The following is a 20337-nucleotide window of genomic DNA, read 5'->3' on the forward strand; positions in this document are numbered from 1 at the left end:
CTTCGAGTGAAAAACCGGAGCGAGGCGACCTGACCGCCGGTTCGCTGGTCGTTCGGAACGTGTTCAAAGCATATGTTCGGCTCCAGCGCTCACAGCGGGGCACTCGTGCACAGACCTTCGTCCGCCCCGCCACAGACCGCGACGCCGAGAGGAACAGTCATGCACCTGATCCGCGGCGCTCTCGCCGCTGCAACGGTGGCGGCTTCCACTTCAGCCGTCGGCCTGGCCTTCTTCGCGGACTGGCCGCAGGGTACCGATGCCACGCAGGTCCGCATGGTCGGCGCCGCCGGCCTCTCGCGGGGTGAAGCCGAAGCGTCCGGGTCGCCCTCCGCGGAACCGGTCCCGCAGCAATCAGCGCTTCCCTGCTGGAGCTACGGCGGCCCTTACTGCGGCTGGGTGGCAACCTACTGGGGCGGCTGCGACAGGGAGTGGGGCCTGAGCTTCGGGTTCAAGGACCCTGACTGGCTCTGTCCCCACGACCCGCTCCCGAGTGCCGCGGCCACCGCCGGCCCCTCCGATGCCTCGGCCTCCTCGGGAAGCGACGACGGAAACGACGACGGAAACGACGACGGAAACGACGACGGAAGTGACGACGGAAGCAAGGATTCCTCGGTCCCGCTCAGCCGTTTGGCCAAGCCCCTCCACTCGTCCAGACCCCGCCACTCGGCCAAGCCCTACTACTCCGTCAAGCCCAGCCCCACATCCACATCCAGCCACATGGGCCACGACCGTGACTCCTGGATGCGGCCTTTCAGCCGGTAGATCGACGTCGGCGAAGCCAGGCCCCGGCCAGCGTTCCCGCAACCATCAGCAGACCGCCGACCGCGATCGCGATGTTCTTCGCGCTCAGAAGGCCGGCGCTCCAGCCGTCGGCCGTGTTGCGACGCGGAAGAGGGGAAAGGCTGCCCGTCCGGGGCAACGGGGAGTCGGACGGGCCATTCCTTCCCTGAGGCGTACCACCATGCGGATGAGCGCGGTCCTCACGGTCCGCGTCGTCCTGGCCGTCGCTGCAGTGGGCGGCCGGGAAGGGAAAGGCTCGCCGGTGGTCGTCGAAGGCCTTCACCACGAAGAGCGGGTGCACCCTGAAGAAGTCACGGATCTCGAACTGGTACTGGCCGGTGCTCTGGAGGGGGTATGTGACGTCCAGATACGTCGTGACGGAAAAGCTGGTCCAGGGTGCCGCCGGTGACGAGGACGATCCCGTGTCCCCTTGGAGGACGACAGCCTCCGGCCCGCGTCGGCCATTGGTCAGAATCGCCCTCAGCGTCTTGTCGATGAGCACGACACCCCGTGAACTGTGGCAGCGACGCCAGGGGCCGTGGGGCCCATCGTCGTTGTCGTCTTCGTGCAGCCGCAGGGAGGTGGACGCGTGCCGTGCGGACGCCTGCGCAGCGACACACGGCGACATGGACACGAGGGCGACAGCCGCAGCCGCCAGTGGCGCACCGACCCAGACTCGAAGCTTCATACGACGACCTCCATGGGCGCCACCCAGCAGGCGGCCGCCTGCTGGGTGGCACATGCGAATCCCGGACGAAGGTAAAAGAAGTCAGCTCGTCAGATCATGAGCATCTGCGGGAAATCGCGCTTCTTGTCACTCAGCTGCAGCAGTCTCGGCGGAGGTGGAGAGTCGCGGGCGGCTTCGGGCGAGCGCCACGGCCGGCGGTCGGTCGGTGAGGCCCTCCCGACGCGAACATGATCGTCCGGTTATCGGATTGGTAAAGATGAACGGCGACCCCTGTTCTCAGGCGGCTCACAGCCGAGAGGATCCCGGGACTGACCACTCGCAGTGATCCTGATGTAGGGGGAGGGGCCCACTTGAGGGAGAACAGACCGAAGAGCCGCCTGCTGGCGCTCGGTTCGGCCGGAGCGCTCGTCACCGCCACCCTGATCGCCGGCGCCGTCTCGGCGCCCGCGGCCAGCGCCGCCGGCCGGACCGGCCAGGACCGGGAGGCCAAGGGCGCCGAGATCGCCGCTGCCCGCGCCGCCGAGGCCGGCATCGACTGGCAGGACTGCCCGGCGGACTGGGGGCTGGAGAAGCCCATCCAGTGCGGCTGGGTCAGCGTGCCCGTCGACTACGCGCACCCGTACGGCAAGCAGATCAAGCTCGCCGTCGACCGCATCGGCAACACCGGCACCCCGCAGGAGCGCCAGGGCGCGCTCGTCTACAACCCGGGCGGCCCGGGCGGCTCGGGCCTGAGGTTCCCGCGCCGCGTCACCACGAAGAACGCCGTCTGGGCCAACGTCGCCAAGGCCTACGACTTCGTCGGCTTCGACCCGCGCGGCGTCGGCCACTCCGCGCCGATCTCCTGCGAGGACCCGCAGGAGTTCGTCAAGGCGCCGAAGATGGACCCGGTGCCGGACACCGAGGCGGACAAGACGGCCCAGCGCAAGCTCGCCCGTGAGTACGCGGACGGCTGCCTGGACCGCACCGGCCGCGCGATGCTCCAGCAGATGACCACGCCGAACACCGCCCGCGACCTGGACGTCATCCGCGCCGCGCTGGGCGAGAAGAAGCTCAACTACCTCGGTGTCTCCTACGGCACCTACCTCGGCGCCGTCTACGGCACCCTCTTCCCGGGCCACCTGCGCCGCATGATCGTGGACAGCGTGGTCAACCCCGCCCGCGAGAACATCTGGTACCAGGCCAACCTGGGCCAGGACATCGCGTTCGAGGGCCGCTGGAAGGACTGGGAGGACTGGGTCGCCGCCAATGACGCCGCCTTCCACCTCGGCACCACCCGCGACGCCGTCCAGGCCAAGTGGCTCCAGTTGCGCGCCACTGCCAAGAAGAGCCCCATCGGCGGGGTCGTCGGCCCGGCCGAGCTGATCTCCTTCTTCCAGAGCGCGCCGTACTACGACTCCTCGTGGGTGCCGGTCGCCACGGTGTTCAGCAAGTACGTCGCCGGTGACACCCAGGCGCTGGTCGACGCGGCCGCCCCCGACCCGTCGGACACGGCCGGGAACTTCTCCGCGGAGAACGGCAACGCCGTCTACACCGCCGTCGAGTGCACCGACGCCAAGTGGCCCACCAGCTGGCGGAAGTGGAACCGGGACAACACCCGGCTCAACCAGGACTACCCGTTCATGACCTGGGCCAACGCCTGGATGAACCTGCCCTGCGCCACCTGGCCGGTCAAGCAGCTGACCCCGGTCGACGTGAAGACCCACAAGGGCCTGCCGCAGGTGCTGATCGTGCAGTCCACCCGGGACGCCGCCACCCCGTACGAAGGCGCCGTCGAACTGCACAAGCGGTTCCAGGGCTCCCGTCTGATCACGGAGAAGGACGCGGGCTCCCACGGTGTGACCGGCCTGGTCAACCCCTGCATCAACCAGCGCGTCGACGCCTACCTGGTGGACGGCAGGCTGGACGGTGCGGACGTGACCTGCGGCCCGCACGCCACGCCCAAGCCGTAACCGGGTTCACGCGGTGACGAGGGGCGGCCGGACTCTCACCGGCCGCCCCTCGCTCATGCCGTGAACCGGGCGTCCTCGGCCGCGTAGTCGAACAGGTCCGGATACACCCGGGCGAGGAGGGGGAAGCACTCCCGCCAGTCGCGTTCGGCGAGGCGACCGGTGAGCCACTCCACCGTCTCCGGCAGGCTCTGCGCGTACGACACCACCGGCCGGTACCCCAACTCCCGCTCGGCGGCGGACATGTCGAAGACGACCGGCAGCGGAACCGACCACGGGGTCTTCCCGGCGGAGCCGTCGGGCGGACCGTCGAGGAACGTCGTCTCCGTCTCCACGCCCATCACCGCGTCGACCGCCGCGCCGATCCCGGCGACGGTCGGCGCCTCGTCGTCACAGGCGTTGAGCACCCGGGCACCCGGCCGGGCCGCCGCCAGCCGTACCAGCTCGGCGATGTTCCGCGCGCCGGACGGATGGAACCGGCTCTCCCCCCCGGAAGGCGAGCACCCGCCGGCGCCGTCCGTCCAGATTCCGCTTCACGAAATACAGTTCGCGGGGCAACGGACTGCAGGGCCCCGTGCACCGCGCCCGGCCGCAGCACGGTGACCGGCAACTCGTCGGCGGCCGCGAGGAGTTCATCCTCCAGCGCCACCTTGCGCGCGCTGTACGACGCCTCGCCCGCGGCCACCGTCGGCTGGGTCTCGGGGACCGGGACGGGGTAGACCGGAAAGCCGTCCGGCTCGTCCATCGTGTCGAAGTTGCGGCCCTTCCCGTCGTCGTACACGGCCACGCTGGAGATCACGACCGCCGAGCCGATCCGGCCCGCGAGGGACGTCAACTGGCGGGCGTGCGCGGCGTCGTAGGCGACCAGGTCGACCACCAGATCGCAGCCGTCGCCGACCACCTCCGCCAAGGCCGCGTCGTCGGAGCGGTCCAGCCGGACCGTCCGTACCCCCGGGTCCCATGCCTCGTCCCGGCCGCCGCCCCGCGAGGCGGCCGTCACCTCCCAGCCGTCACGCACCAGCGCGTCCACCGTAGGACGGCCGATCTGCCCGCTCGCCCCGATCACCACAGCACTCTTCATACGACGAGCCTAGGCACGCGGGGCCGCCCCCGCCGGGGCCCTTCTGCCGACGGCAGAGCCCGTCAACTCAGCGGCGCCCGGGGGAACCTGCGCTCCTTGGCACCCTTCTCCGCCGCCTGCCGCTCCTTGACGACGGCCGCGTACTCGTCGACGTACTCCTGCTCGGACAGGACCAGGATCGCGTACATGATCTCGTCGGTGACGGCCCGCAGGATCGCCTTCTCGTGCTCCATGCCGGCATAGCGCGAGAAGTCGAGGGGCTTGCCGAAGCGGATCGTCACCGGGTGCACGTTCGGGATGACCTTCCCCGGAGGCTGGGCCTCGAACGTGCCGATCATGGCGCACGGTACGACCGGCACGCCCGCCGTCAGCGCCATCACGGCGACGCCGACCTTGCCCTTGTAGAGCCTGCCGTCGTGCGAACGGGTGCCCTCCGGGTAGATCCCGAGCAGTTCGCCCCTGCCCAGCACCTTGAGGCCCTCGCGGATCGCCGCCTGCCCGGCGTCCTTGCCCGAGCGGTCCACCGGGATCTGCCCGGCGCTGCGGAAGAAGAACGCGGTGAGCCGGCCCTTCAGCCCCGGCCCGGTGAAGTACTCCGCCTTGGCGAGGAACGTGATCCGGCGCTTCAGCATCGCCGGCATCAGGAAGTGGTCGGAGAAGGACAGATGGTTGCCGGCGACGATCGCGGGTCCGTCGGCCGGCACACGCTCCAGCCCCTCGATCCGGGGCCGGAAGACGAGTCTGAGCAGGGGCCCCAGCAACACGTGCTTGAGCAGGTAGTAGAACACGGCTCGCTCCTCACTTTGCCGGCTTCCCTTGATACCTGCGTTTCCCCAGGTCAGCTCAGCAATCACCAACATTGGCCGATGTGCATCCGTCGTCATCCGTAACCACGTTCGGCCGGTCTCATGCCGACCCGTGCCGAGTTGGCTGATGGCTGGGCAGGGCCTTCGTGCGAACGGGCGACCGTACCGGACTCTTGACACCCTCGGAGATCAAACCCTACGTTCCCTCTGAAAAGGATTTCAGAGGCGTTGCCGGTCGAACTGCGCTGGACTACGGCCCTTCCTGAACCACCCAGCTCTTGCCGAAGGGAATCGGCGCGCATTCTCCTGAAATCGTTTTCTCCCTAGATCGATTCCTACCAAGTCACCTGTGCACCATGGAGGTCCGCGATGGCGCGGATGAACGCGGACGGCGCGGCATGAGCGGCGCACCGCCCGCCCTGCTGCGAATGCGGGGCATCAGCAAGGAGTTCCCGGGCGTCCGGGCGCTCAGTGACGTCGAACTGACCGTCCACCCCGGCGAGGTGGTGGCACTGCTCGGCGAGAACGGCGCCGGCAAGTCGACGCTGATGAACATCCTCGCCGGGGTCCACGCCGACTACGCGGGCACCATCGAGATCGACGGCGAGCCGGTGCGGATCCACTCACCGAAGCACGCCCAGCAGCACGGCATCGCGATGATCCACCAGGAGCTGAACCTGGTGCCCGAGCTGTCCGTGTCCGACAACGTCTTCCTCGGCCGCGAACTGCGCACCGCCCGCGGCATGTTGGACCGAACGGCGATGCACACCCGCACCGCGGAGCTGCTGGCCGACCTCGGCCTCACTCTGCCCCCCGGGCGGCTGGTCCGCGACTGCCGCATCGCCGAGCAGCAGCTCGTCGAGGTGGCCAAGGCGCTGAACGGCACCCTGCGGATCCTGGTGCTGGACGAGCCGACCTCCGCGCTCGCCGAGGCGGAGGTGGAGCGGCTCTTCTCTGTCATCCGCCGGCTGGCGGCCCGCGGTGTCGGGCTGATCTACATCTCCCACCGGCTGGAGGAACTGGAGGAGATCGCCGACTCAGCGACCGTGCTGCGCGACGGTACCTTCGCGGGCCACCGCCCGATCGCCGGCACCGACCGCGCCGAGCTGGTGCGGCTGATGGTCGGACGGCCGTTGGGGGAGTTGTTCCCCAGGGCGGCGGAACAGCGGTCCGACGGCCCGGTACGGCTGTGCGTGCGGGGCCTGACGACCACTCCCGCGCCCGCCGGCACCCGTACGCCCCTGCACTCGGTGGACTTCCAGGTGCGGGCCGGGGAGATCCTCGGCGTCGCCGGGCTGATGGGCGCCGGGCGCAGCGAGGTGCTGGAGGCCCTCTTCGGGGTCGGCGACCGCGTGCGCGGCGAGATCACCCTGAACGACCGCGCATACACCCCGCACACTCCCCGTACGGCGATCCGCCGGGGCATCGCCCTGGTGGCCGAGGACCGCAAGGCGCAGAGCCTGGTGATCGGCAACACGGTGCGGTTCAACACCACCCTGGCCGCCCTCGACCGCTACCTCAGGCCCTGGCGCACCGTGGACGCCCGCCGGGAAAAGGCGGCCGCGGCTGGCAAGGTCGCGGAGCTGCGCACCAAGACGCACAGCCTGGACGCCGTCGTCGGCACTCTCTCCGGCGGCAACCAGCAGAAGGTGGTGCTGGCCAAGTGCCTGCTCACCGAGCCCTCGGTGCTGCTGCTCGACGAGCCGACGCGGGGCATCGACGTCGGGGCCAAGGCGGAGATCCACGCCCTGATGGACGCCCTCGCGACCCAGGGCACCGCGATCATCGCCGTCTCCTCCGAGCTTCCGGAGCTGATCGGCATGTGCGACCGGATCATCGTCCTGTGCGAGGGGCGGCTGACCGGCGAGTTCCACCGCGACCCGGCCCACGGGCCGGCCGCGACCCAGGAAGCCATCCTGACCGCGGCGATGGCACGGCAGGACGTTGTGGCCGGACCACCGGCGGACGGGAACGAGGCAGCGATATGAGCAAGACACTCCCACCGGCCGAGACGGCCACCGGGACCGGCGAGCACCCCCAGGCGCTGCGCGACCGGCTGTCCCGGGCGCTGCCGGCACTCGGCTCCCTGCAGAGCTACGTCGGACTGCTGCTGGTGGTCGCCGTCGGTATCGTCACCAAGGGCCAGATCTTCTGGAACCAGGACAACCTCACCAACGCCGTCACCGCCTTCGCCTCACGCGGCATCCTCGCGGTCGGCGTCACCCTGGTCATCCTCACCGCGGGGATCGACCTGTCCGTGGGCTCTGTGCTCGGCATCGGCTCCATGACCGCGGCCATGCTGCTGGTCCACCACGGCCTGTCGCCCTGGGCGATCGTTCCGCTGTGCGCGCTGGTGGGCGCGTTCTTCGGCTTCCTCAACGGCATCGGCACCACCTGGCTGCGCATCCAGTCCTTCGTGATGACCCTGGCCATGCTCTCGGTGGTACGCGGCATCGACCGGCAGCTGAGCAACAACGTGGCCATCGGCGTGCAGTTGGTGGACCCCCACGGCCACCTCACGCCCAAGGCCGCCGCGTTCGCCGCGCTCGGCACCCCGGGCCACACCCTGATCGGGGGCATCGGCTACCCGGTGATCGCGTTCGTCGCGGTCTGTGTCGCGGTCCAACTGCTGCTGTCCAGAACCCGGTTCGGCCGACATGTGTACGCCGTGGGCGGCAACCCCACCGCCGCCCGGCTCTCCGGGGTCAACGTCAGCCTGGTCGTCATCGTCGTCTTCACGCTGTGTGGTCTGCTGGCCGGCTTCGCCGGTCCGATCGACGCCGCCTACAGTGCCTCGGCCGACCCGCTGGCCGGCACCTCCTACGAGCTGGACGCCATCGCCGCGGCCGTCATCGGTGGCACCAGCCTGGCCGGGGGCAAGGGCACCATCACCGGCACCGCCGTCGGCGCGCTGATCCTCACCCTGCTCGACAACATCCTCGGGCTCAACGCCATCAGCGACAACATGCAAATGATCATCAAGGGCCTCATCGTCGTCGTGGCCGTCGTGCTGCAGCGTCCGGGCTTCCTCCAGCCCCTCGTCGAACCGCTGCGCCGCCTGCGCGCCCGCGCCTGACCTTCCCCCGCACCACCGCTCGCCCCCACCACCCTCACCCTCGCAAGGAGTCCGCTGTGTCCGCTGTGTCCCTGAGCCGCACCGCTGTGGCCGTCGCCGGCGCGGTCGCCACCGTCGCCGCCCTCACCTCCTGTGCCGCCCACGCGCCGAAGACCGCCGCCGCCGGCTCGGGCAGCGGCGCCAAGAAGACGTTCGTGGTCGGCTACTCCCAGTCCAACAACGCCGAGCCGTACCGCGCCCAGCTCAACGCGCAGCTGGAGTACTTCGTCAAGAAGTACCCGGACCTGAAGCTGCTGCCCATCACCGACGCCCACCAGGACAGCGCCACCCAGGTGAGCCAGGTGCAGAACTTCATCCAGCAGAAGGTCGACGTCCTGATCCTCTCGCCCAACGAGCCGGCCCCGCTGACCGCCGCGGTGCAGCAGGCGTGCAACGCGCACATCCCGGTCGTCGTCCTGGACCGCACCGTCAACACCGACTGCTACACGTCCTTCATCGGCGGCGACAACTACAAGATCGGCAAGATGGCCGGTGAGGCGGCGGTGCGGGCCCTGCCGCACGGCGGCAACGTGGCCGAGCTGCAGGGCACCCTGTCCGACCAGCCGCAGATCGACCGCGACAAGGGCTTCAGAGACGCCATCGCCGGACACGGCATCAACATCGTGTACCACCAGGAGGCGAAGTGGCTGAAGGCCAACGCCACCACGATCACGCAGCGTTGGCTCGACCAGAACAAGAAGATCGATCTCCTCTACGGAGAGAACGACGACATGGCCCTCGGTGCCGTTCTCGCCGCCCGCGGCGCCGGCAAGGCCGATGGCATCAAGTTCATCGGCATCGACGGCCTCGCCATCCCGACCGGCGGCATCCGCGCCGTCCAACTCGGCCAGATGTACACCACCTTCATCTATCCGACCGGCGCCCAGCAGGCGGCGGCCACCGCCGAGGCCGTCGTGCACGGAAAGACCGTCGGCAAGAAGCAGACCCTGCAGACCACCCAGATCACCAAGGACAACGCCGCCGACATCTACAAGCAGTACGACATGTCGGCCAAGCTCGGCTGATCCGGACGGCCGTCGGGGTGGACCAGCAGGGGCGGTGGATGTCCGGCGCTGCTGTAGGTGATCGTGTGCTCGTCGCAGCCAATGAACGTCGTCGCGGCGGTGGCCGATTCGGCGCCGTCGACGACGTTCGCGTACCGCCCCAGCACGTTCAGGGCCTCGGCCGGCCCCGCGGCGACCCGGGAGGCGGCGCTCAGCGCGCTGCGCAGCTGACCCATCACGCCGGCGGCCCCGAGGCCGTGCCCCACCGCGTCGCCCACGGCCACACCGAAGCAGTTGCCGTCCACCAGGTCGACGAGGTCGTACCAGTCCCCGCACACGTTCAGCGCGCCGACCGCGGGCCGGTAGCGCACGGCGGCGCGATGGTGGCCGACCTGCCGGCAGGCGGGGAGAATCGCCTCCTGCAGGGCGAGGGCCCCTTCGCGCTCGCGGCTATGGGCCTGCCGCAGCTGTTCGTTGAGCTCCTGCAGTTCGCGGGCGCGCGTGTACAGCTCGGCCTCGAGAAGCCGGCCCCGCCGCCGGTGGGCCCGCCGCGGCTCCGGATCAGCTCGGTGACCTCCTCGATCCGGTGCACCAGCAGGACCACCTTGCCGTCCAGGCCGAACACCGCCGCGTTGAACGGGCTCCAGTAGCGCTCCTCCCACTCCCCGGGCCGCTCGGGATCCTCGACGTCGTAGCGCTGCAGGGCCATGGTGTCGCGCCCGCCGGTGGCCGCCACCCGGGCAAGCGAGGCGGCCAGATTGTGACCGCCGGACGCGCCGGGGTCGTTCGGGCTGTCCGGGAAGACGTCGAAGAGGTAGCGCCCGACCACCTGCTCGCGAGGGCGCCCGGCCGCCTGCAGGAACTCCTGGTCGGCCTCCGCGAAGACCAGGTCGGGCGTCAGCAGCGCCACCTTGCCCGGCAGGGCCTGGAACCCCCCCGTAGTCGATGGCCGCGTCGTTCATGGCACTCCCGTCCGTCCGCCGGGTTCACGGCCTGTTTGCGTCAGGCCGGTGGACGCGTCAGGGACTGCTCGGCCCAGATGACCTTCCCCCCGGGGGCGAAGCGGGTACCCCACCGCTCGCTGAACTGCGAGACCAGCAGCAGCCCCCGGCCACCCTCGTCCGTGGCGCGGGGATGGCGCAGATGGGGTGCGGTGGCGCTGCCGTCGGAGACCTCGCAGATCAGCGCGCGGCCCCTGATCAGCCGGAGCCGCACGGGCCCCTCCGCGTGCCGGATGGCGTTGGTGACCAGTTCGCTCACGACCAGTTCGGTGGTGAACGCCAGCTCCTCCAGCCCCCACTCGGTCAGCTGCCGGGCGGCCTCCTTGCGGGCATCGGCGACCACCGCCGGGTCGGCGGCCAGGTCCCAGTCGGCGACCCGGTCGGCGCCGAGCCGCCTGGTGTGGGCCATCAGCAGGGCCACGTCGTCGTGCGGCCGGGCCGGGACCAGGGCGTCGACCACGGCCTGGCAGCGCAGGTCGAGCGAGGAGACACGCTGCTCCAGGGCGTGGCGCAGCCGGTCGCGGTCCGTGGCGAGGGCCCCGCCGTCGTCCACGTGGGCCAGCAGCCCGTCGGTGTGCAGGGCGAGCGTGCTGCCCTCGGCCAGGGCCAGTTCGACCGCCTCGAAGGGCGGACCGCCCGCCCCGAGCGGCGGCCCCTGCGGGAGGTCGACGAAGCGGACGATGCCGTCGGGCAGGACGACGGCGGGCGCGGGATGGCCTGCGGCGGCCATCGTGCACTGCCCGTCGACGGGGTCGTAGACGACGTACACGCACCCCGAGCCCACCGCCTGTTCACCGGGTTCCTCCGCAGTCAGGGGCCGGACGCCCTCCTCGCGGGCCATCCGCGCCACGAGGTCGTCGAGGTGCGCGAGCACCCCCTCGGGCGGCAGATCGAGCGCCGCGAGCGTGCGTACGGCGGTACGCACCCGTCCCATGGCCGCCGCGGCGTCGATCCCGTGCCCCGGCACCTCGCCCACGACCAGGGCGACCCGCGCACCGGACAGCGGGATCAGGTCGTACCAGTCGCCGCCGAGGCCGGTCAGCTCGTCGGCCGGGCGGTAGCAGGCGGCCACCTCCACCGCGTCCTGCTCGGGCAGCCGCTGCGGCAGCAGGCTGCGCTGCAGGACCAGCGCAGAGTCCCGCTCGCGGGTGTAGCGGCGGGCGTTGTCCACACAGATGGCCGCCCGGGACACCAGGTCCTCGGCGAGGTTCAGGTCGTCCGCGTCGAACGGGTCCTGCCGGTGGCGCCGGAAGAAGGAGGTGACGCCCATCGTGACGCCGCGCGCCTGGATGGGCACGATCATCACGCTGTGCAGGCCCAGCTCCAGGAAGGTCGCCGGCCTGCCGTCCGGGACGTCCGTGGCCCACTCCCTGGCCAGCGGGTCGAGCCGTTCCTCGCGCCAGGAGCGGCCCGTGGTCAGACAGCGGATCGGGGGTGATCCGGCGAGGTAGGTGGCCGCCGCACCGATCTCGACGACGGCCTCCGGGATCCCCGGGTTCACCGACTGGTGCCCGGCGCGCCGCAGCGGCACCTGGTCCGCGTCGCCCAGCGGCTCGGGCTCGGCGCCCCGCAGCACGGACTCCAGCAGATCCACGCTGACGAAGTCGGCGAAGTCCTGTACGGCCACGTCGGCCAGTTCCTGCGCGGTCCGCGTGATGTCCAGGCTGCGGCCGATCTGCTCACCGGCCCGGTCCAGCAGGGCCAGCCGCTGCCGGGCGCGGTGCCGCTCGGTGATGTCGACGACCGTGTAGTACACGCCCATCGGGTGGCCCTGGTCGTCGTCGAGGCGGGTGAAGGACATCATGTGCGCCGTCTCCCGGTGCGGCGCGGACCGTATCTGGCCCACGTGCTCGTACCCGACCACCGGCCGGCCGCTCTCCAGCACCTGCCGCATCTGTGTCTCGATGCCCTCGGAGTCGAGGCCCGGCTGGATCTCCGCCAGCCGTCGCCCCAGCCGCTCCCGTGGGGAGCCGCCGCCGTACCGCTCCAGTGCCTCGTTCGACCAGACGCACCGCAGATCGGTGTCCACGATCGCGATGCCGACGGGGGAGTCGGTCACCATCTGCTCCAGCACGCCGCGGGTCATGTCCCAGCCGCGTTCGCCCGCCACGTCGGACACCAGAACCAGCCAGTGCGGGGCACCGCCCGGCTCCACGGCCGGGGTGATCCGCACCATCACCCGCACCGGCCGACCGCCCTTGCGCCGCGCGGTCAGCAGGCCCACCCAGCCACCGTCCCGGCGGCACCGGTCGGCCAGCTCGGGCACCCGCGCGGCGTCCTCGGGGGACAGCAGTCCGGTCACCTTGGTGCCCACGACCTCGGCGGCCGTGTACGCCAGCAGTTGCTGGGCGCCACGTGTCCAGCTCGTCACCACGCCCTGCGCGTCGAGCAGCAGGGGCGCGGCGTCGGCCACGTCGAACCGCCGCCGGGCGACGTCCTGCTCCTCGTGAGTGCTCACGGCCGACCTCTCTGTAGCTGAGAGTGGTCTACCCCCTCCTGGCTCAGTCTTCACCCTGCGGGCATCGGATGGGGGCGCGCAAACGAGCGGATGGGGGTGGCCGGCCGGCCACCCCCATCCGAGGTCACGAACCCAGCACCTTCTCCAGCGCCGCCAGCGCCGAGCGCAGTTCCTCCGCCGTGATGGTCAGCGGGGGAGCGAGGCGAATGGTGGAACCGTGGGTGTCCTTCACCAGGATCCCCTCCCGCATCAGCCGCTCGCTGATCTCACGGCCGGTACCGATCGCCGGGTCGATGTCGACGCCGGCCCACAGGCCACGGGAGCGGAAGCCGACCACGCCCTTGCCGGCCAGCTCGGTCAGCCCGTCCCGCAGGACCCCGCCCAGCTCGGCGGCCCGCCGCTGGAACTCGCCGGTCCGCAGCAGCTCGGTCACGGCCGTGCCGACCGCCGCCGCGAGCGGGTTGCCGCCGAACGTGGAGCCGTGCTCGCCGGGGTGCAGCACGCCCAGCACCTCGCGCCGGGCCACCACCGCCGACACCGGCACGATCCCGCCGCCCAGCGCCTTGCCGAGCAGCAGCACGTCCGGCACGACGTCCTCGTGCTCCACGGCGAAGGTGCGGCCGGTGCGGCCGAGGCCCGACTGGATCTCGTCCGCGATGAACAGACAGCCCTTGCGGCGGGTCAGCTCCCGCACCCCGGCGAGATAGCCGTCGCGCGGGATGATCACGCCCGCCTCGCCCTGGATGGGCTCGATCAGCACGGCCGCCGTGGTGTCGTCGACGGCCGCCTCCAGCGCGGCCAGGTCGTCGTACGGCACGATCCTGAAACCGGGGGTGAAGGGGCCGAAGCCCGTCCGGGCCGTCTCGTCCGTGGAGAAGCTGACGATCGTCGTCGTACGGCCGTGGAAGTTGTCCGCCGCGACCACGATCGTCGCCCGGTCGGCGGGGACGCCCTTCACGTCGTAGGCCCACTTGCGGGCCACCTTGACCGCGCTCTCCACCGCCTCCGCGCCGGTGTTCATGGGCAGCACCATGTCCAGGCCGGTCAGCTCCGCGAGCCGCTCGGCGAACTCCGCCAGCCGGTCGTTGTGGAAAGCCCGGGAGGTCAGCGTCAGCTGGTCGAGCTGGCGGTGCGCGGCCTCGATCAGCGCCGGGTGCCGGTGGCCGAAGTTCAGAGCCGAGTAGCCGGCGAGCATGTCGAGGTAGCGGCGGCCCTGGACGTCCTCCACCCAGGTGCCCTCGGCGCGGGCGACCACCACCGGCAGCGGGTGGTAGTTGTGCGCGAGGACCGGCTCCTCGGCACGGATCAGGTCGTCGGACGTACGGGTGCGCGCGGGTGCGCTCATCAGCGGATCTCCTGGGTGCAGCACTTGATGCCGCCGCCGGCCTTGTGGAACTCGGACAGGTCGACGGGGACGGGGACATAGCCGTGGCCGGCGAGACGTTCGGCGAGCGCCTCGGCGTGGGGTGCGATGAAGACGTTGCGGCCGTCGGACACCGAGTTCAGACCGAACGCCATGGCGTCCTCGCGGGTGGCGAGCACCGCCTCTGGGTACAGCCGGCGCAGCACCTCCCGGCTGCCCGCCGAGAACGCCTCCGGGTAGTAGCAGATGTTGTCGTCGTCGAGGACGAACAGCGCCGTGTCCAGGTGGTAGAAGTACGGATCCACCAGGGTCAGGCCGATCACGGGGTGGCCGAGGAACTCCTGTGCCTCGCGGTGCGCCTCCCGGGTGGTGCGGAACCCGGTGCCGGCGAGCACGTAGCGGCCCGTCCACACCAGGTCGCCCTCGCCCTCGGTCACCGACTCGGGGCGGTACACGTCGTAACCGGCGGCCTTGAACCAGGTGTCGTAGTGCAACGACTCGGGGCGCCTCTCCGGCGCGTGGAACAGCGACCCGAAGACCCGGCCATCGACCACGAACGCCGCGTTGGCGGCGAAGACCATGTCGGGCAGGCCGGCGACCGGCTCGACCGCGTCGACGGTGTGCCCGTGGGTGCGGTAGGCGTGGATCAGCGTCCGCCACTGCTCCTGGGCGAGGTCCAGATCGACCGGCCGGTCCGGATGCATCCACGGATTGATCGCGTACTGCACGGCGAAATGTCTGGGTTCACAGACGAGGAAGCGCCGAGGGCGCTGTACACGGCTATCGGACACAGAGGGTTTCCTCCGCTTTGCGGGGTGTCACTTGGGGTGACACCACGGTAGAAAGGGAGGAGGACGGCGGACAAGAAACGAGAGCTGCGCAGATGTGCAGCATCACTGCGTCCTTCGAGCGGATCACGCATCATCGCTGCGCATGGTCCGCGTCATTCCGGTGCGGCGTGCGTCGCTCCCGCTTCCGGGCTTTCCGGGAGCAGGTGGGACAGCACCATCACGCTGATCGTCTTCCGGATGAACGGCTCGACGCGGATCCGCTCCAGCACCTCCTCGAAGTGCTCCACGTCCCGCGCCCGCACGTGCAGCAGCGCGTCGGCGCCGCCGGTGACCGTCATGGCCGCCGCGATCTCCGGATGGTTGCGGACGACCTCCGCCAGCCGCCGGGGCGGGGCGGCGCCCTCGCAGTACACCTCGACGTACGCCTCCGTGCGCCAGCCGAGCGCCGAGGGCTGCACCGTCGCCGTGAACCCGGTGATCACCCCGGTCTCCCGCAGCCGGTCCACACGCCGCTTCACCGCCGTCGCGGACAGCCCGATGCCGGTGCCGATCTCGGCGAAGCTGGTCCGGGCGTTCGCCATCAGCGCGGTGATGATCTTGCGGTCGAGGTCGTCGAACGAGGGCGTCCTGCTGTTCATGCGGGCACTGTAGCCAGCCCGTACCCGCCGGTCTTCGCTACGACTGCGTGACGACCATGGCGAGTGTCAGCAGCCCCAGCACCACCCAGCCGAACCACAGCCAGCCGTTGCTGCCGAGCGCGACCGTGTAGGCGGTCACGACGACGAGCCCGCCGACCGTGAGAGCCCCCATCGCCTTGGTGGAACCGTTCGTGGAACCGGGCATCGCGACACCCTCCTCGTGGTCCGTCCATGACCATGGTGCCCCGATTCCGGGCCGGAGGGGACGGCTCCGCCCATCCCCGGCGTGCGCCCGGCCCCCGCGTGCGCCCAACCCCGGCGTGCGTCCGGCCCCCGCTTGCGCTCCGCTCTCGCGTGCGCTCAGCTCTCGCGGGCGTTCAACGAGGCCAGGTAGGCGTTGTACGCCTCCAGCTCCTTGTCGCCGTCCCGGTCGGCGGCCCGGTCCTTGCGCCTGGCCTGCCGCTGCTCGGAGCCGTACCACTGGAACAGCAGGGCGATCAGCACCAGCACGGACGGGATCTCGCTGAACGCCCAGGCGATGCCGCCGGCCGCGTTCTGGTCGGACAGCGCGTCGATGCCGAGCGAGGCCGGCGGATGCTGGAAGGTCTCCACCATCGGCGTCGACGCCATCATCAGCGCGATGCCGAAGAACGCGTGGAACGGCATGCCCGCGAACAGCTCCAGCATCCGCATCAGATGCCCCGGCCGGTGCGGGCCCGGGTCGACACCGATGATCGGCCAGAAGAACACCACGCCGACCGCGAGGAAGTGCACCATCATCGCGATGTGCCCGGCCCTGGACCCCATCAGGAAGTCGAACAGCGGGGAGAAGTACAGCGCGTACAGGCTCGCGATGAACAGCGGGATGGTGAACGCCGGGTGCGTGATGATCCGCATGTACCGGCTGTGCAGCAGCGCCAGCAGCAGCTCGCGCGGGCCCCTGCGGCCCCGGCCGGCGGTCGGCAGCGCCCGCAGTGCCAGCGTGACCGGCGCGCCCAGCAGGATCAGGATCGGCGACAGCATGCTGATGACCATGTGCTGCACCATGTGCACGCTGAACATGACCATGCCGTAGTCGTTCAGCCTGGTGCACATCACCAGGGCGACGGTCAGCACACCGACGACGTACGACACCGTACGGCCGGCCGACCACGCGTCCCCGCGCCGCCGCAGCCGTACGACGCCCCAGCCGTAGAGGCCGAGCCCGGCCAGGCAGGCCACCAGGAAGAACGGGTCCGCCGACCACACCAGCCCCCGTGCCAGCGTGAACGGCGGCAGATCCATCATCATGCCGTGCCCGCTGTGATCCATCCGGCGGCTCCTGATACGTGGGGGTTGTGCGGTGTCTGTCCACAGGTGTCTGTGTCCGCACCAAGAGTAGAACCGCCCCCGGTCACGGCTGTGACCGGGGGCGGCTTGTTCCCGCCTGAACTACTGAACTACAGGACGCACTCGGCCTCGTCGTACCGCTCCACCGGCACGGTCTTCAGGGTCTCGACCGCCTCGGCCAGCGACACCATCACGATGTCCGTGCCCCGCAGCGCCGTCATCCTCCCGAACTCACCGCGGTGCACGGCCTCCACCGCGTGCCACCCGAACCGCGTGGCGAGCACCCGGTCGTAGGCCGTCGGCGTGCCACCCCGCTGCACGTGCCCGAGGATCACCGGCCGCGCCTCCTTGCCGAGCCGGTGCTCCAGTTCGACCGACAGCTGCCGGGCGATCCCGGCGAAGCGCTCGTGGCCGTAGATGTCCTTGCCGCCCTCGTCGAAGTCCATCGTGCCGGCCTTCGGCTTGGCGCCCTCCGCCGCGACCACGATCGCGAACCGCTTGCCCGCCTCGAACCGCTCGCCGACCTTCGCCGTCAACTCCTCGATGTCGAAGGGGCGTTCCGGGACGACGATGGCGTGGGCGCCGGCCGCCATGCCGGAGTGCAGCGCGATCCAGCCGGTGTGCCGGCCCATGACCTCCACGATGAGCACGCGCTGGTGCGACTCGGCGGTGGTCTTCAGCCGGTCCAGGGCCTCCGTCGCCACGGTGACGGCCGTGTCGAAGCCGAAGGTGACGTCCGTGACAGCGATGTCGTTGTCGATGGTCTTGGGCACGCCGACGATCGGCAGCCCGTTGTCCGACAGCAGCCGGGCCGCCTTCAGCGTGCCCTCACCGCCGATCGGGATGATCGCGTCGAGGCCGAGTTCCGCGACGTGCCCCTTGGCCCGCTCGACGCCGTCCCGCAGATGCTCCGGGCGGACCCGGGAGGAACCGAGGATGGTGCCGCCGCGTGCCAGGATGCCGCCCACGGCGTCGAGGTCGAGCTTGAGGTAGTCGCACTCCAGGAGGCCCTTCCAGCCGTCCCGGAAGCCGATGACCTCGTCGCCGTGGTCGGCGACGGCACGGTGCACGACGGACCGGATGACGGCGTTCAGGCCGGGGCAGTCGCCGCCGGACGTGAGGACACCAATGCGCATAGCCCGAAATACCTTCTCAACGTGGGCCGGGTAAACCGGACCACGTTGTCCGGCGGATTCCCGGCCACCCTACCGGCGTGAGGGGGTGGCTCCGTAGCGGGCGTCCGCCTGCTGGACGCGCCCGCACATGTGAGCGGACGGTCTGTCAGGCGGGCCCGCCACGAGCCTGCCGGAGCACGCTGGAATGCCGGTGCGGCGGGACTTACGCGGGCTGCTGCGCAGCCGTGATGCGCTCGTTGCGGAGCGCCTCGTACCAGCGGTCGTCGACCGGCGGCAGCGCGTTGACGTCGAGCGCCAGCTTCAGCAGCAGGTCGGCGATCTGCGGGTTGCGGGCGAGGACCGGCCCGTGCATGTACGTGCCGAACACGGTGCCGTTGTACGCGCCCTCCGTGCCGTCCCCGGTGCCGTTGCCCTTGCCGATCTGCACGCGGGCGAACGGGCGGGCGGTCGGGCCGAGGTGGGTGACGCCCTGGTGGTTCTCGAAGCCCGTCAGCTGCGGCAGCCCGAGCTGCGGGTCGATGTCGCCCAGCACGTCGCCGACGCACCGCTCGCCCTCGCCGCGCACCGAGACCACGTCGAGCAGGCCGAGGCCCGGCTCGCGCTGACCGAGGTCGTTGATGAACTCGTGGCCGAGGATCTGGTAGCCGGCGCAGACGGAGAAGACGATCGCGCCGTTCTGCACGGCCCGCTGCAGATGCCCGTCGCGGCGCAGCCGCTCGGCCGCGAGCCGCTGCGGACGGTCCTCGCCACCGCCGATCAGGTAGATGTCGCCGGAGGTCGGGATCGGCTGGTCGCTGCGCACGTCGAGCCGGGCCACGTCCAGGCCGCGCTGCCGGGCCCGCCGCTCCACGACGAGCGCGTTGCCCTGGTCGCCGTAGGTGCTCAGCAGGTCCGGGTAGATCCACACCAGCCGCAGTTGGTTGTCGCTCATGAGGTGGTCGCCCTTCGAAGATCAGTTGCCGACGCGGCGGCGCAGGTCCTGGAACGCGGTGTAGTTCGCGATGACCTCGATCCGGCCCGGCGGGCACATCTGCACGGCCTGGTCGAGGTTCTCGCAGACCTGGAAGTGCTGGTTGGCGACCTCCAGACGGACGGCGAGGTCCAGCTTCCGGTCGCCGATCACGAAGATCGGGTGGCCGGTCAGCCGGGTGTAGTCGACGTCCCACAGCCAGGAGGTGTCGGTGCCGTCGGCGCCGCGGGCGTTCACGGACAGGATCACCGGGGCGGGCGGCGGGTCGATCAGGGAGAACGTCTCCAGCCAGCCGGCCGGGTTCTTGGCCAGCAGCAGTCGCAGGTCACGGTTCTGGAACTGCACGACGTCATAGCGTCCGGCAACGGCCTGCACCTGGTACATCCGCTCCAGCGCGACCTGCGGGGGCACCCCGAAGACGGCGGCGACGGCGGCGGAGGAGGCGGCGTTCGCCTTGTTGGCGCGGCCCGGCAGCTGGAGGTGGATCGGCCAGGCGGACCCGTGCGGATCCAGGACGTGGTCCCCGGACAGCGCCCAGGTCGGCGTCGGCCGCCGGAACCCGCACTCACCGCAGAACCAGTCGTCGCCGGGGCGCTGCATGACGCCACCGCAGGACGGGCAGGACCAGGCGTCGTCCTTCCACATCTGCCCGGCCGCGACCCAGATCACGTTGGGGGAGGAGGAGGCCGCCCACACCACCAGCGGGTCGTCGCAGTTGGCGACGACGACGGCCTTGGAGCCGGCGAGGCCCTCGCGCCAGTTCTCGGCGAGCATCCGGGTCTCGGCGGCGCGGTCGAGCTGGTCGCGGGAGAGGTTGAGCAGGGCGATGCACTTGGGGTCGGTGTCCCGGGCCACACCGGCCAGGTACTTCTCGTCGACCTCGATGACCCCGAACTTCGCGTCCGAGCCGCCCGCGAGCGCGGAGGTGATACCGGCCGGCATGTTGGCACCGAGCGCGTTCGACACGACCGGGCCCGCGGCGCGCAGTGCCTCGGCGATGAGCCGGGTGGTCGTGGTCTTGCCGTTGGTCGCCGACACCAGGACGACGTCCAGGTTCTGCGCGAGCCGGGCGAGCAGGTCGGGGTCGAGTCTCAGCGCGACCCGGCCACCGATCACCGACCCGCTGCCGCGCCCCGCGGCGCGCGATGCCGCAGCGACCGCCTTGCCCGCGGTCACGGCCAGCTTGGCCCGCGGCGTGAGCGGGTCCGAGTTGCCTGCCATCAGTTCTCGA

16 protein-coding genes and 2 pseudogenes are annotated in these 20337 nt (G+C 70.8%); 5 read left to right on the forward strand and 13 right to left on the reverse strand.

Going from position 1 to position 20337, the window contains the following annotated elements; all coding sequences use genetic code 11:
• Positions 1-159 precede the first annotated feature (159 nt).
• Entirely contained in the window at positions 160-762 is a 603-nt protein-coding gene (locus AB0D93_RS23390; protein WP_362122249.1) for a hypothetical protein, read from the forward strand.
• Here AB0D93_RS23390 and AB0D93_RS23395 read toward each other — a convergent pair.
• Positions 752-1282, reverse strand: a complete 531-nt coding sequence (locus tag AB0D93_RS23395) for a hypothetical protein (RefSeq protein ID WP_362122251.1) — start codon at positions 1280-1282, stop codon at positions 752-754. The genes AB0D93_RS23390 and AB0D93_RS23395 overlap by 11 nt on opposite strands.
• A gap of 536 nt (positions 1283-1818) precedes the next feature.
• On the opposite strand from AB0D93_RS23395, the gene AB0D93_RS23400 reads away from it, so the two are divergent.
• Positions 1819-3417 carry an alpha/beta hydrolase gene (locus AB0D93_RS23400; RefSeq protein WP_362122253.1) on the forward strand — a complete coding sequence of 533 codons (1599 nt, stop codon included), beginning with the start codon at positions 1819-1821 and terminating at the stop codon, positions 3415-3417.
• A gap of 53 nt (positions 3418-3470) precedes the next feature.
• Here AB0D93_RS23400 and AB0D93_RS23405 read toward each other — a convergent pair.
• Positions 3471-4495, reverse strand: a pseudogene (locus AB0D93_RS23405) (NAD-dependent epimerase/dehydratase family protein).
• 62 nt (positions 4496-4557) lie between these two features.
• A complete protein-coding gene (locus AB0D93_RS23410; protein WP_362122255.1) occupies positions 4558-5283 on the reverse strand; it encodes a lysophospholipid acyltransferase family protein in 726 nt (241 codons plus the stop codon).
• Between the two features lie 416 nt (positions 5284-5699).
• Here AB0D93_RS23410 and AB0D93_RS23415 point away from each other — a divergent pair, with 416 nt between their 5' ends.
• From AB0D93_RS23415 to AB0D93_RS23425, 3 genes are read left to right on the forward strand one after another with little or no spacing between them, the layout of a single operon-like run.
• The gene (locus AB0D93_RS23415) at positions 5700-7289 is read left to right on the forward strand and encodes a sugar ABC transporter ATP-binding protein (protein ID WP_362122257.1); all 1590 of its coding nucleotides are present in this window, start codon (positions 5700-5702) and stop codon (positions 7287-7289) included.
• Entirely contained in the window at positions 7286-8377 is a 1092-nt protein-coding gene (locus tag AB0D93_RS23420; protein ID WP_362122259.1) for an ABC transporter permease, read from the forward strand. Before AB0D93_RS23415 ends, AB0D93_RS23420 begins: the two co-directional genes overlap by 4 nt.
• 56 nt (positions 8378-8433) lie before the next feature.
• Positions 8434-9441, forward strand: a complete 1008-nt coding sequence (locus AB0D93_RS23425) for a substrate-binding domain-containing protein (RefSeq protein WP_362122261.1) — start codon at positions 8434-8436, stop codon at positions 9439-9441.
• 5 nt (positions 9442-9446) lie between these two features.
• On the opposite strand, the pseudogene AB0D93_RS23430 reads toward AB0D93_RS23425, so the two are convergent.
• The 10 genes and pseudogenes from AB0D93_RS23430 to AB0D93_RS23475 all read right to left on the reverse strand — a co-directional run.
• Positions 9447-10382: pseudogene (locus tag AB0D93_RS23430) on the reverse strand (SpoIIE family protein phosphatase); the annotation flags it as partial.
• Positions 10383-10422: 40 nt separating this feature from the next.
• On the reverse strand, positions 10423-12879 hold the full coding sequence (locus AB0D93_RS23435) for a SpoIIE family protein phosphatase (protein ID WP_362122263.1): 2457 nt from the start codon (positions 12877-12879) through the stop codon (positions 10423-10425).
• A gap of 124 nt (positions 12880-13003) precedes the next feature.
• Positions 13004-14224, reverse strand: coding sequence for an ornithine--oxo-acid transaminase (gene rocD, locus AB0D93_RS23440; protein WP_362122265.1), 1221 nt, complete (start codon positions 14222-14224; stop codon positions 13004-13006).
• Positions 14224-15033, reverse strand: a complete 810-nt coding sequence (gene ddaH, locus AB0D93_RS23445; RefSeq protein WP_362122267.1) for a dimethylargininase — start codon at positions 15031-15033, stop codon at positions 14224-14226. The genes rocD and ddaH overlap by 1 nt, the downstream gene beginning before the upstream one ends.
• Positions 15034-15185: 152 nt before the next feature.
• A complete protein-coding gene (locus tag AB0D93_RS23450; RefSeq protein WP_362122269.1) occupies positions 15186-15671 on the reverse strand; it encodes an Lrp/AsnC family transcriptional regulator in 486 nt (161 codons plus the stop codon).
• A 37-nt stretch (positions 15672-15708) separates the two neighbouring features.
• Positions 15709-15876, reverse strand: a complete 168-nt coding sequence (locus AB0D93_RS23455) for a hypothetical protein (RefSeq protein ID WP_107093214.1) — start codon at positions 15874-15876, stop codon at positions 15709-15711.
• Positions 15877-16031: 155 nt separating this feature from the next.
• A complete protein-coding gene (locus AB0D93_RS23460) occupies positions 16032-16982 on the reverse strand; it encodes a cytochrome c oxidase assembly protein (protein WP_362122271.1) in 951 nt (316 codons plus the stop codon).
• 128 nt (positions 16983-17110) lie between these two features.
• A complete protein-coding gene (locus AB0D93_RS23465) occupies positions 17111-18136 on the reverse strand; it encodes a 6-phosphofructokinase (protein WP_362122273.1) in 1026 nt (341 codons plus the stop codon).
• Positions 18137-18338: 202 nt separating this feature from the next.
• Positions 18339-19067, reverse strand: coding sequence for a glutamine amidotransferase (locus tag AB0D93_RS23470; RefSeq protein WP_362122275.1), 729 nt, complete (start codon positions 19065-19067; stop codon positions 18339-18341).
• 21 nt (positions 19068-19088) lie between these two features.
• A complete protein-coding gene (locus AB0D93_RS23475; protein ID WP_362122277.1) occupies positions 19089-20327 on the reverse strand; it encodes a MurT ligase domain-containing protein in 1239 nt (412 codons plus the stop codon).
• Between the last annotated feature and the right edge of the window lie 10 nt (positions 20328-20337).

It is taken from the genome of Streptomyces sp. NPDC048191, assembly GCF_040652655.1.
In the GTDB taxonomy this organism is placed as follows: domain Bacteria; phylum Actinomycetota; class Actinomycetes; order Streptomycetales; family Streptomycetaceae; genus Streptomyces.